Below are 12,589 nucleotides of genomic sequence, written 5' to 3' on the forward strand. Positions count from 1 at the left end.
GAGATACCTGTCTGTCTGGAAATTCTTCGTTGGGATTCTCCTTCCTGGTAGTATTTTAAAATGAGTTCCTGTTTCTGAAACAAGTTAATCATAACCCCTATTTACCTCACTTCCGTAGTGACCCACTTTAGTGAGTTTATCTTGAGATGGGGTACTTTTCAATGACTACGGTGGCATACTATTAGGCTATCATAGACAAAACACACCTCTCCGGGGCATTACCTATCGAACCATATTTGCCCTGCTGTACGGTCTTGGCCTCACGGTTGGAGAGGTTTCTCGGCTTTGTTTTGGTGATCTGGACATCGAGCGATCACTATTGATTATTCGGCAAACCAAGTTTTACAAGAGCCGCCTCGTTCCCTTTGGTCCCCGAATGAAAGAGCTTCTTCAGGAGTATCTGGAAATGCAGTTTAAAAAACACGGACCACCTCTACCGGAGGATTTCTTGTTTACCTTTTTCGGGGTCCGTCCCATAAATCGCCACACGATTGGTATGACATTTTAGTCTCTGATTCCCCAGCTTGGATTGCGAGTGCCAGAGGGGGTTTCTCTTCCCCGCCTGCATGATCTGAGACACTCATTTGCTGTCAGTACCTTGCTCCGTTGGTACCTCGCCGGTATTGACCCGGGAACCAGACTTTTTCACCTATCAACCTTCATGGGGCATGTCCATCCTACATCTACAGCAGTCTATCTGACTATTACACCTGATTTACTGCAAGAGGCCAATTTACGTTTTGCGAGGTTTGCGGCAACCGCCATCAAGGAGGCAGAATTAAAGTTCACCGAGTTCAAGGATAAATGGCAGAAAAAGTATCCCCTTGTTAGCAAGTCTCGGGAGAATAATTGGAAATAGGGCGGGTACTTTAATACAACTTTATGGTTATTATGTTCATCAAAGGGAGTGGGTACGGCGATGGTATGGCGATGTTCGTCTGAACTGGTTAAGTGCAATTTAAATAACCGTGCCGGAACTACGGAAGGCCTTGTTTAGCAATTGGATAAGACCTCCCGCCAGGATCCGGCCCATCAGAAAAACCGGTAAGGTGAAGAAGATCTCCCAGAAGTAGTGCCGGTGCGCCCAGATAGACATCTATGGAGGCAGCGCGGTGGACGTACCATAGCGAGCCTGAACTACCGCCAGACTAATGGCTGCAAACTTTTTTGCGCATCCAACGGCTGGACGCGCGGTAATAAATTCTTTTTTGCTTAGAACGACCGGCAGGAATCCTGGGCCATCCTGGCGAAATTTACCGTATGAGTGCGAGGCCATTGGTTGCGGTTACCTTGGCTTATATGGCCGGTCTCCTCCTGGCGCGGCTGGTGTCTGCCGGGGCGGGAGGGGTAACGGGAACAGGTCCGGTGGGGTTAGCGGCGGCAGGTGCCGGGATATTGATCTGGTCTCTGGTCCTGGCCTTGGTCTTCTGGGCTCTGGCTTACCTGTTCTGGCGCCCGCCGCAGCGGGCGGCCTGGCAGGTCTTTTTATTGGCCGGTTTTGTGGCCCTGGGGGTTTTTATTTACAGCTGGGATAGCAGCATGAACCAGAGCCGGCTGGCCGGCGACCGGGATACCTTTCTGGACCTCACCGGGGTAGTGATCGAGGAACCCCGGGTCTACCCCAACCGGGTCGTTTACACCCTGCTGGCTAGGGAGATAGGGCAGGGAGATTATTGCCAGCAGGTTAAGGAAAAGGTCCAGGTGGTACTTTACCGCCCGGCGGGGGACCGGTCAACCGTGAAGACCAGTAATAAAGGGCCATTCGTAGGGCCTCCTCTTGCGGTTGACCCCCTTCCCTGGCCCCTCCACGACGGTCCGGCTGTAGGCCGGGATGCCTTCCTTTCGCGGTATCACTATGGCGACCTTCTCCGTGTCCACGGCCAGTTGACGGCCCCGCCGGTGGCCCGTAACCCCGGGGAGTTCGATTATGCTGCCTACCTGGCGCGGCAGTACATTTACAACCGAATGCTCCTCGATAACCCGCAGGCTATCGTCAAACTGGGCACCGAACCCGGTAACCCCCTGGTGCGCCTGGCCCTGGCGGCTAAAACACGGGTAAAAACGGCCATCACAGCCGCCCTGCCGTCCCGCCAGGCGGGCATCATGGCCGCCCTCCTCTTCGGTGATGTTGAGGAATTGACGGAGCAGGACAGCGACACTTTTAAAAACCTGGGGGTTTTCCACTTCTTCGCCGTCAGCGGCTCCAATACCGCCCTGGTGCTGCTAATAATTATGGCCCTGGCCGGTTTGTTGGGGCTTAAACAAGGTACGGCAACGTCCCTGGGGCTGGCCGGCCTCATCTTTTACGCCGCTGTAACCGGTTTTACGCCCTCGGTGAACCGGGCGACCGTCATGGCAGGCGTAGGGCTGGTGGCCTGGTGGCGCCGCGAACGGCGGGACTTCTATACCGCCCTGGCTCTGGCAGCCCTGCTCATCCTGCTGGTCCGCCCCCGTTCCCTTTATGATAGTGGATTCCAACTCTCCTTTGCCGTTACCTGGGGCCTCGTTTATTTCTACCCCTTAATCGATGATCTCCTGGCCCGGTTGCCGCCCTGGCGGCGTTACCTGGTGGTGCCCCTGGCAGCCCAGCTAGCCGCCCTGCCCCTGGTAATCTATTACTTCAACTTTGTTTCCCTCCCAAGCCTGCCGGCCAACCTGGTAACCTTCGGCCTGGTGGAGGCCATTGTCACCCTGGGCCTGGCCGCCTCCTGTCTGGCCCTGGTGAGTATACCCCCGGCGGTAGCCATTTTTGCCGCCCTGGGCCCCTTGATGAACTTGCTGCTGGCCTTCCTCACCTTTCTGGCCGGCCTGCCGGGTATAACCCTGCCCCTGGCCACCCCTACGCCGGCAGCTATTGGCGGTTATTACCTGGCTATGATCCTTTTTCGGGAATTCTGGTTGCGCCGCCGGGAACCCCGTTGGCTGGCCCTGTGGCAGTGGCACCGCCGCGAGCTGGCGGTGGTGGCCGTCCTGGCCCTGGCAACCATGCTGGTTTACTTTTACCACCCGGGACAGCCGGGCGAACTCCAGGTAACCTTTATCGACGTCGGCCAGGGAGATGCCATCTACCTGGCCACCCCTGCCGGCCGCAAGATCCTGGTTGATGGCGGCGGTCGTCCCTTCGACCAGGGTGATTTTGACGTGGGGGAGAGGGTAGTGCTGCCTTTCCTGCAACGCCAGGGGGTAAGGCGCCTGGATGTGGTGGTCAGTACCCATCCGGATGCCGACCATATAGGGGGTCTGGTGACCGTAGTGCGGGAGATGCCGGTTGCCCTGGTCGTCGTCCCGCCCCTGCGGGGCTCCCTGCCGAATGAGTACCGCCCCTTCCTGGCAGAATTAAGGGCGCGGGGGATCCCCTGGCAGGAGGCGGGCCGCGGCTCCACCCTGGCCCTGGACCCGGCCCTGGTAATCAGCATCATGCACCCCGGGCCGGAGATCAGCGGTAGCAACTCCGACAGCAATAACAACTCCCTGGTATTGAAGGTGCTATACCGCCGGTTCAGCTTGCTTTTGAGCGCCGATATCGAAGCCGAGGCCATGACCGACCTGGCGACATCCGGGGTAGACGTGCAGAGTACGGTCTTTAAAGTCCCCCACCACGGCAGCCGTTACGGCCTGGAACCGGAGTTTCTCCGGCGGGTGGCGCCGCAACTGGTGGTGATCCCGGTAGGGGAGAAGAATAATTTCGGCCACCCGGCGCCGGAAATTATTGCTTACTGGCAGAAGCAGGGCGTACCTATCTATCGTACTGACCGGCAGGGGGCCATTACCATTAGCAGCGACGGGGAAAACTGGCGGGTAAAGACGGTTATTCCATAACAGGAGGGGGAGGCTATGGACTGGCAGGAACTAGATCGCGAGTTGGAGCAAGGTCACATCGCTCCGGTTTATCTTTTTTACGGCAGTGAGGGTTACCTGCAGGAGCGGGCTTTAAAATACCTCAAGGAAAGGCTTATTCCCCCGGAAGCAGAGTCTTTCGACTACCAGGAACTAGACGGACGGGAGCTGGCGGGGACGGCCATCGCCATGCTGGCCGTTACCCTGCCGGCCCTGGCTGAACGCCGCCTGGTGGTTATTAAAAATCCTGCCGACGAGACCTGGAAGGATACGAGCCTGCTGGCCTATCTGGCAGGACCGGAACCGTCCACCTGCCTGGTATTCGTTGTCGCCGGCAGTATCGACAAACGCCTGAAGGCAATGAAAGAGATTGCTAATGCCGGCCGGGAGGTGGAGTTTTCACCCCTGCGGGAAGAAGAACTGGCAACCTGGCTGGCACGGGAGGCGCGGCAGGAAGGGTATACCCTGCCCCCGGCCGCGGCGCGGCTTCTGGCCCGGGCCGGCGGCGACCTGCGGCAGGCCCGTAACGAGCTGGCCAAGGCCATGACCTGTACGGGCAGCCCGGGGATCATTACCCCGGCGGTAGTACAGGCCCTGGTACCGGAGGTTGAGGCTGAAAACACTATCTTCCAGCTGGTCGATGGCCTGGGCAACCGCCAGGCCGCCCGGGCCATCGGCCTATTGCGGCGTCTCCTGGCCCGGGGCGAAGCGCCCCTGGGGATTGTCGCCATGCTGGCCCGGCAGCTACGCTTGATCTATCAGGTACACCTGGCAGGGGGTAATAAAAACCTGGCGGCCCAGCTGGGGGTTAAACCCTTTGTAGCCCGGAAGGCGGCGGCCCAGGCCCGGAACTTTTCCCTGGCGGCCGCCGGTCAGGCCTTGGAGGAATTATTAAAAGTAGACACGGGCCTGAAGACCGGCCAGGGCGAGCCCGGCCCCCTGCTGGAGCAAGCCATTTGGACGATAACAGCCAGGGGGGAGCACTGAGGGCTCCCCCCTGGCTGGACTTATTTCTTCGTCGCTTTTTCGCGATTGACTTCGTAACCCGTCTTGACATTGGTGCCAACTTTAGTGCCGGGAGCCGTCACATCGGTGGCGAACTCATAATTGGCCCCGGCAGCGCCCTCGGTACCCAGTTCGGTTTCCCGGCGGCGGGCGGCCTTTTCGGCCGGGCTTTTACCGGTTCCAGGTTTTTCTGCCATAAAGTAAAATCCCCCCCTTCTGCATGGCCTATTTTTATTATGGCAGGATAAGGGGGGGATAATTACATTGGCAAAAAATTTATTGCTTACGGTTCAGGCGCTGGTCTTGTTAAACTGGCGCTGCAGGCCGGACTTTTTCCGGGCCGCGGTGTTGGGATGTAAGACGCCTTTAGTGACGGCTTTATCAATGGCGCTGAGAGCCTGGCGCAGGCTGGCGGCGGTATCACCCTCGCCCTGGTTAAGGCCTGTCTGGAATTTCTTAATGGCCGTCTTGACACTGGATTTAATAGCTTTATTGCGCAGGGTACGAACACGGGTTAATTCCACCCGTTTGATGGCCGATTTAATATTGGGCACCTCATTCACCTCCGGGACTATTTTAACATGGGAACCTGGTAAAAGCAACAAGCTCCCTCGGTTTTAACGGGCCGGGTTTTCCTTGCGGATATCTTTGATCACCTCCGCTACCACCCGGGCGACCAGGCGGGCGGAACGCTCAGCCTCCCCCAGGGTATTGTTGTCGCTGCCAAATTCCAGGAGCAAGGCCCGGGGGAGGAGGTGCTGGTTGTAGCGTCCTTCCTGGACCCGTACCCCTAGGCACAAGCCGGGGTAGAGTTCATCCATTTTTTTGGCCAGCTGCCGGGCAAAGGCCTCGTTCTGGCGCCAGTTGGGGTGTTCCAGCCGGGCGTCACTACCGACGATAATTAAGACCCGGGCTACCTTTTGGTTATCGATTTCCGTGACCGGGGGCTCTGGTATGCCGGCGTCCCGGTGGATATCCAGGGCTACCAGGACGGAGGGATTGGCGGCCAGCATCCGCTTCAGGGTTTTCTCGGAATTGGCATAAGACCGGGTAAAATCGGGATAATCATGAATGGTGGTGGAACGCACCACCGGAATACCATATTCCTTGCTCAGGGTGTCGGCCAGGGTAGCAGCCACCTGGCTGACACCGCCGTTTTTGCCGGGAAATTTGGCGCTCCCTTCACTGGGCTGGTAGGATTCCGCGTTGTGGGTGTTGTATATAGCTACCAGGGGGTTTTTAGCACTGGGGGACTCCATCTCCGCCGGCGGCGGGGGCGGGCTTTCATCCACCGGCGGTTCCGGTAGGACATACTCCTCTTCCGTGGTCAGGAGGCTGGGGGCACCGTCCTGTCCGGGTAAAACCACCAGGGGTGAGGCTAGGACCTGCAGGGCGGTAGATATAGCCGCCCCGGGGGTCTTCTGGAGGGGTTCACCCCCTTGCAGGGCCAGGGAGGGTAACCCCTCCCGCAGCATACCCTCCAGCAGGGGCGTGGGCAACCAGGCGGACGAGCCGGCCAGCACCTGGCGGCCGGCCCGGATCAACTGCCAGGATCCGGCGGCCAGTCCAATAATCATTAATCCGGCCAGGAGTATCCGGCTGAGGAAGGCTCCCAGAGCCCGGGCCTGCCAGCGGGTGATTACCTGGATACGCACTTTAACGCCCCCTCGCTGCTAGCCATTTTATTCCTGAAGAGGACGATTTAGACCTGAGGAGGCATTAGTCGAAATTAGTACCAGGGGCTAGCGGGTACAGGCGGAAGGCGACTTGGTTCGAGGCGTCAGCAAACTCAGCGAAGCCGCAGGGAGGCGACGGTGAACGGGATGGGGATCGTAACGTGGCTTCAGGAGCGAAGAGTTCTGATCCCCGCTGCACTTATTCAAAGAGATACAGCCGAGCCACCCCCGCCGCCGAGCAAGGCTGAGCGCTAAGTTTGCTCGCCGAGAACCACGGAGCCTGGAGCCTGTACCCGCCAGCCCGTTGCGGTTACTGTAAGTTACAGCCTTTTTTGGTAGAACCCTATTTTCGGAGGAATAATCAATGAACGCCGAACAACTCAAGGACCTGCTGCTGGCCTACAAAAACGGCCAGACCGGCCTGGAAACAGTCATCGAGCAGTTGAAAAACCTGGGGGACGAAGACTTGGGCTTTGCCAAGGTAGACCACCACCGCCCCCTGCGGAAGGGCTTCCCGGAGGTCATCTTCGGCCAGGGCAAGACCAGGGAGCAGGTCGTAGCCATCGCCTGCCAGCTGGCGGCTGCAGGCTCTACGGTGCTGGTGACCCGGACGGATCGGGAGACCTACCAGGAGGTGGCTGCCCGCCTGCCGGCAGCTGTTTTTAACGAACTGGCCCGGACCATTGTCGTCGACAGGGGCGAGATCAAACCCACCGGCGGCCGGGTGGCCGTCTTGAGCGCCGGTACTGCCGACCTGCCGGTAGCCGAAGAGGCGGCCGTCACGGCAACGGTGATGGGCAACGAGGTCGAGCGGGTCTACGACGTCGGGGTCGCCGGCATCCACCGCCTTCTGGGCCGGGTGGACCTGGTACGCCGGGCTGATGTGGTGATTGTCGTCGCCGGGATGGAAGGCGCCCTGGCCAGCGTTGTTGCCGGCCTGGTCGACCGGCCGGTCATTGCCGTACCCACCAGTATCGGCTATGGCGCCAGTTTCGGCGGCCTGGCCGCCCTTTTGACCATGCTCAACAGCTGCGCCAGCGGCATCGGCGTTGTCAATATCGATAACGGCTTCGGCGCCGCTGCCCTGGCCACCACCATCACCAGGCTAAAGAGGCTCCGGCCTGAAAAAGATTAACTGGGCGACCAGGAACTGTATAAAACACCTCCTTGCTGGGCAATGCTATAGCCGAATGGAAGGAGGTGAAGAAGATGACCAATTGGGTAGGTGCGGTAGTACGTTTCGTCGTTTCGGCCCTGGTTTTAATGCTGGTAGGCTTCATCCTCCCCGGCATCAGGGTGGCAGGATTTACCGGCGCCCTCATTGCAGCCGTAGTCATTGCTGCTCTGGGCTGGGTAGTTGAAGCCGTCCTCGGTAAAAGGATATCGCCCCACGGTCGCGGCATAGTCGGTTTTATTGTTGCCGCCATTGTCATCTATGTCGCCCAGTTTATTATCCCCGCGTACTTAAGCGTCAATATTCTGGGCGCCCTGCTGGCAGCCCTGGTGATCGGGATAATCGACGCCTTTGTCCCCACCGAATTACGCTAGATAGAGCCAGCCGGCGGGCCGGGCTTTTAGCCCGGCCCGCTTTCTGTTATAATGATGCCAGTTGACGGGGGAGGAACAAGATTACCTGTGGCCCAAAAAAATATCCGTAATTTCAGCATCATCGCCCATATCGACCACGGCAAGTCGACCCTGGCCGACCGCCTCTTGGAGTACACCGGCGCCCTGAGCCAGCGGGAGATGGTCGATCAGGTATTGGATACCATGGACCTGGAACGGGAACGGGGTATTACCATCAAGCTCCAGGCCGTGCGCCTGCGCTATCAGGCCCGGGACGGGCAGGAATACATCTTAAACCTCATTGATACCCCGGGTCACGTCGACTTCACCTACGAGGTCTCCCGCAGCCTGGCTGCCTGCGAAGGCGCCCTGCTGGTAGTCGATGCTGCCCAGGGGATCGAGGCCCAGACCCTGGCCAATGTCTACCTGGCCCTGGAGCATAACCTGGAGATCATCCCGGTGATCAATAAAATCGACCTGCCTAGCGCCGAGCCGGAGCGGGTGCGGCGGGAGATTGAAGAAGTCATCGGCCTGGACGCCAGTGAAGCCATCCTGGCCTCGGCTAAGACCGGCCAGGGGACGGAGGCGATCCTGGAGGCCATTATCCGCCGGATACCGCCGCCCCGGGGCGACGTAGAGGCACCCCTGCAGGCCTTGATCTTTGATTCCATTTTTGATAGTTACCGGGGCGCCATTCCCTATTTCCGGGTGGTCCAGGGCGAGGTCCGTAAGGGGGACCGGATTCGCTTTATGGCTACCGGCGCCGAGTTCGAGGTCAACGAGGTGGGTGTCTTCACCCCGGCACCGCGGCCGGTGGCGTCCCTGGCGGCCGGGGAAGTGGGCTTCCTGGCTGCCAGTATTAAGAACGTCAAGGATACCCGGGTGGGCGACACCATCACCAGCGTTGATCACCCGGCCCGGGAACCCTTGCCTGGCTACCGCCGGGTCATGCCCATGGTTTATTGCGGCCTCTTCCCAGTGGAATCCGAACGCTACGACGACCTCCGGGACGCCCTAGAAAAACTCCAGCTAAACGATGCCTCCCTAACCTTTGAGAAGGAGACCTCGGTAGCCCTGGGCTTCGGCTTTCGCTGCGGCTTTTTAGGCCTGCTGCACATGGAGATCGTCCAGGAACGCCTGGAGCGGGAGTACGGCCTGGAACTCATCACCACCGCCCCCAGCGTGGTCTACCGGGTGGTGGGCACTGACGGCAGCGTAATCATGATCGACAACCCTACAGCCCTGCCGGCGCCGACCCTCATTGACCACATTGAGGAGCCCTTTGTCGAGGCCACCATCATGACGCCCAAAGACTTCGTCGGCCCGGTCATGGAGCTCTGCCAGGAAAAACGGGGCAGCTTTCTCAACCTGGATTACCTCTCCGCAAAGAGGGTGTCCTTGAAATACGACCTGCCCCTGGCGGAGATAATCTACGACTTTTTTGACCAGCTAAAAACCCGGACCCGTGGTTACGCCTCCCTGGATTATGCTTTAAAGGGTTACCTCCCGTCCGACCTGGTCAAGATGGATATCCTGGTCAATAACGAGGTGGTTGACGCCCTGTCCCTCATCATCCACCGTGACCAGGCCTACCAGCGCGGCCGCGCCCTGGCGGAATCCCTGCGCAAGCTGATCCCGCGCCAGCTCTTCGACGTGCCCATCCAGGCCGCCGTCGGCAGCCGCATCATCGCCCGGGAGACCATCCCGGCCCTGCGGAAGAACGTCCTGGCCAAGTGCTACGGCGGCGACGTGACCCGGAAAAGGAAGCTTTTGGAGAAGCAAAAGGAAGGCAAGAAACGCATGAAGCAGGTGGGGACGGTGGATATCCCCCAGGAGGCCTTTATGGCCGTCTTAAAGTCCGGCAAGTAACGGGGGCTTACCCCAGACCTACCTTCTCGGAAGGGGAGGCAGGGGCTGGTGGCTATAGGCGGAAGGCGACTTGGTTCGAGGCGAAAGCAAACTCAGCGAAGCCTTGAGCCGAGGCGGCGGTGAACGGGATGGGGATCGTAACGCAAGTATATAGGGTGAGACAGGTTCCCGGAAGGCGCCTTGGCGCTTAGTTCGATACAAGTATAATGGCGCCACCAGCGCCTGAAGGGAACCTGTCTCACCCTGAGAAGCGTGCTGGCATCAGTAGCCACTTTTGGCAGAACCCTATTTTTGAAGGAATTGGATTAACGCGATGGGGTTAATCGCGTTTGGGGGCTCGCTCATTGGAGCTTTTAACAAAAGCTGGTGTTTCCCTTTATATCCACATCCCCTTCTGCGCCCGTAAGTGTAATTATTGTGACTTTGTTTCCTACCCCGGCCAGCCCCCGGAGGTAGTAGCCGCTTATTGTCGCCACCTGGAGCTGGAAATGGAGCTGGCAGCCAGGACCTGGCAACCCGGGCCGGTGGCGACGGTTTTCCTGGGTGGCGGTACCCCAACCCTCCTGCCGGCCGCCCGGCTGGCGGAAGTCCTGGAGGCTACAGAAAACTATTTCGGCTGGCAACCCGGGGTAGAGGTATCAGTGGAAGCCAACCCGGGCACCATCACCCGGGAACAACTGCGGGTTCTGCGGGCCGCCGGGGTCAACCGCCTCTCCCTGGGGGTCCAATCCTTTGCTGATTACCTCCTGACGGCCATGGGCCGGATCCACCGCCGGCCGGATATTTACCAGGCTTACGATTTGGCCCGAGGAGCCGGTTTTAACAATATCAACCTGGATCTGATCTTCGGCCTGCCGGGCCAGAACCTGGCTGTCTGGCAGGCTACTTTAAAGGAAGCCATTGCTCTCCGGCCCGAGCATATCGCCACCTACGGGTTCCAGATCGAGGAGGGTACGCCCTGGGGGCGCCTGGCGGCCGCCGGCCAGCTCGATCATCCCGGCGAGGACCTGGAGCTGGCCATGTACCAGGAGGCCAGGGAAACCTTAGCGGCCGCCGGTTACCAACAGTATGAGATATCTAACTTTGCCCGGCCGGGGTACGAGTGCCGCCACAACCTCACCTACTGGCAAAACCAGCCCTACTTAGGGCTAGGGGTGGCGGCGGCTTCTTCCTGGCAGGGACAGCGCTGGCAGAATTATCGCGACCTGGAGCAGTACGGCGCAGCCGTAGCCGCCGGCCGGCTGCCCCGGGCGGAGATCGCGACCCTGACCCGGCACCAGCAGATGGGGGAGACCATGTTCCTGGGACTGCGCCTCTTGGAGGGCGTCGACCTGGAAGCCTTCAGGCGGCGCTTTGGGGCCGACCCCCGGCAGGTTTACGCCGGCGAGCTGGCCCCTTTGTACCAGGCCGGGCTGGTGGAGGAAAAAGGCGGCCGCCTGCGGCTGACGGCCAGGGGTTTGCCCCTGGCCAACGAGGTCTTCGTGGCCTTTGTCTAGGGGGCCTTACTTTTCCTTGACAAAACCCGAGGGGGGTGGTATGTTTTAGTTAAAGCACTTAGCACTCGTAACACAGGAGTGCTAACAAGAAGGTGAAAATCATGCGGATGGATGCGCGGAAACAAAAGGTCCTGGCGGCCGTTATCCAGGACTATATTCTGACGGGGGAACCGGTGGGTTCCCGTACCATTGCCCGGCGCTACAACCTGGGCGTCAGTCCGGCCACCATCCGGAATGAGATGGCCGACCTGGAAGAGATGGGCCTGCTGGAACAACCCCATACCTCGGCCGGCCGGGTGCCTTCGGATCACGGTTATCGTTACTATGTCGATTGTCTGCTGCCGCCGGCCAGCTTAACGCCGGAGGAAGAGGAGTATGTCCGCCGGCGCTATAACCAGAAAATGCTGGAGATCGAGCAGGTCCTGGCTGAGACAACCCGGCTCATCTCGGATATGACTTCCTATGCTGCCATTGCCCTGGGACCTGACCAGGGTCGGGCTTCCCTGGAGCAGGTCCAGGTCTTGCCCATCCAGGCGGTCAATAAAGCCCTGCTGGTTGCCATTACCAGTACCGGTGTCATAGAACACCGGGTCTTTACCGTGCCCGGGAATGTAACCCCGGCGGATTTGGAGCGGATCTCGCGGGTTCTCAATGCCCGCCTGCAGGGCTGGGCCCTGGATGACCTGCGCCGGATGGTTCTGGGCGATATCTTTCGCGAACTGGCCCAGCACCGCAACCTGGTCAACCTGGTCAAAGAATTGCTCCAGCAGATTCTATCCCTGGAGGGCGGGGAGAAGGTCTACCGGGATGGGACTCTCAATATCTTAAACCAGCCGGAGTTTAAGGACCTGGACCGGGTGCGGGGGGTGCTATCCCTCCTGGACAAAGATGAAGCCCTGCGGCGGATCTTTATGGCTATGCCGGCCAGTGGCCTCACCATCCGCATCGGCCAGGAAAATAGATTAGAGGGCATTGAAAACTGCAGTGTCGTGACCATTAGCTATGCTGTCGAAGGCAAGATTAAGGGCAAGGTAGGTCTGCTGGGGCCGACGCGGATGCAATATGCCCGGGCCATTTCGGTTCTCCGGTGTGTTGCGGATGCTTTATCCCAGACCCTGGAGCAGCTCTACCGGTAGTGTG

Annotated in this window: 11 protein-coding genes; 8 read left to right on the plus strand and 3 right to left on the minus strand. The window is 59.4% G+C overall.

Annotated features, from left to right (window positions below):
- Positions 1–244 precede the first annotated feature (244 nt).
- From SDD30_RS05210 to holA, 3 genes are all read left to right on the plus strand, one after another.
- A complete protein-coding gene (locus SDD30_RS05210; RefSeq protein ID WP_434074022.1) occupies positions 245–508 on the plus strand; it encodes a tyrosine-type recombinase/integrase in 264 nt (87 codons plus the stop codon).
- Between the two features lie 767 nt (positions 509–1,275).
- The gene (locus tag SDD30_RS05215) at positions 1,276–3,819 is read left to right on the plus strand and encodes a DNA internalization-related competence protein ComEC/Rec2 (RefSeq protein ID WP_434073875.1); all 2,544 of its coding nucleotides are present in this window, start codon (positions 1,276–1,278) and stop codon (positions 3,817–3,819) included.
- A gap of 15 nt (positions 3,820–3,834) precedes the next feature.
- The gene (gene holA / locus SDD30_RS05220) at positions 3,835–4,824 is read left to right on the plus strand and encodes a DNA polymerase III subunit delta (RefSeq protein WP_434073876.1); all 990 of its coding nucleotides are present in this window, start codon (positions 3,835–3,837) and stop codon (positions 4,822–4,824) included.
- Positions 4,825–4,844: 20 nt separating this feature from the next.
- Here the strand turns inward: holA and SDD30_RS05225 are convergent, their stop codons facing one another.
- The 3 genes from SDD30_RS05225 to spoIIP all read right to left on the minus strand — a co-directional run bounded on the left by SDD30_RS05225 (position 4,845) and on the right by spoIIP (position 6,497).
- A complete protein-coding gene (locus SDD30_RS05225; protein WP_434073877.1) occupies positions 4,845–5,039 on the minus strand; it encodes a hypothetical protein in 195 nt (64 codons plus the stop codon).
- A gap of 93 nt (positions 5,040–5,132) precedes the next feature.
- The gene (gene rpsT / locus SDD30_RS05230) at positions 5,133–5,396 is read right to left on the minus strand and encodes a 30S ribosomal protein S20 (protein ID WP_434073878.1); all 264 of its coding nucleotides are present in this window, start codon (positions 5,394–5,396) and stop codon (positions 5,133–5,135) included.
- A gap of 63 nt (positions 5,397–5,459) precedes the next feature.
- A complete protein-coding gene (spoIIP, locus tag SDD30_RS05235; protein ID WP_434073879.1) occupies positions 5,460–6,497 on the minus strand; it encodes a stage II sporulation protein P in 1,038 nt (345 codons plus the stop codon).
- A gap of 385 nt (positions 6,498–6,882) precedes the next feature.
- Here spoIIP and larB point away from each other — a divergent pair, with 385 nt between their 5' ends.
- The 5 genes from larB to hrcA all read left to right on the plus strand — a co-directional run bounded on the left by larB (position 6,883) and on the right by hrcA (position 12,585).
- On the plus strand, positions 6,883–7,653 hold the full coding sequence (gene larB / locus SDD30_RS05240; RefSeq protein WP_434073880.1) for a nickel pincer cofactor biosynthesis protein LarB: 771 nt from the start codon (positions 6,883–6,885) through the stop codon (positions 7,651–7,653).
- A gap of 74 nt (positions 7,654–7,727) precedes the next feature.
- Positions 7,728–8,066, plus strand: a complete 339-nt coding sequence (locus SDD30_RS05245) for a phage holin family protein (RefSeq protein ID WP_434073881.1) — start codon at positions 7,728–7,730, stop codon at positions 8,064–8,066.
- Positions 8,067–8,120: 54 nt separating this feature from the next.
- Positions 8,121–9,953 (plus strand): translation elongation factor 4, encoded by a 1,833-nt coding sequence (lepA, locus tag SDD30_RS05250; protein WP_434074023.1) that lies wholly within the window; start codon positions 8,121–8,123, stop codon positions 9,951–9,953.
- Positions 9,954–10,297: 344 nt separating this feature from the next.
- On the plus strand, positions 10,298–11,449 hold the full coding sequence (hemW, locus tag SDD30_RS05255; RefSeq protein WP_434073882.1) for a radical SAM family heme chaperone HemW: 1,152 nt from the start codon (positions 10,298–10,300) through the stop codon (positions 11,447–11,449).
- Between the two features lie 101 nt (positions 11,450–11,550).
- Entirely contained in the window at positions 11,551–12,585 is a 1,035-nt protein-coding gene (hrcA, locus tag SDD30_RS05260) for a heat-inducible transcriptional repressor HrcA (RefSeq protein ID WP_434073883.1), read from the plus strand.
- The last annotated feature ends 4 nt before the right edge of the window (positions 12,586–12,589 follow it).

This window comes from Moorella naiadis (nom. illeg.), assembly GCF_051020825.1.
Lineage (GTDB): Bacteria > Bacillota > DSM-521 > Neomoorellales > Neomoorellaceae > Neomoorella > Neomoorella naiadis.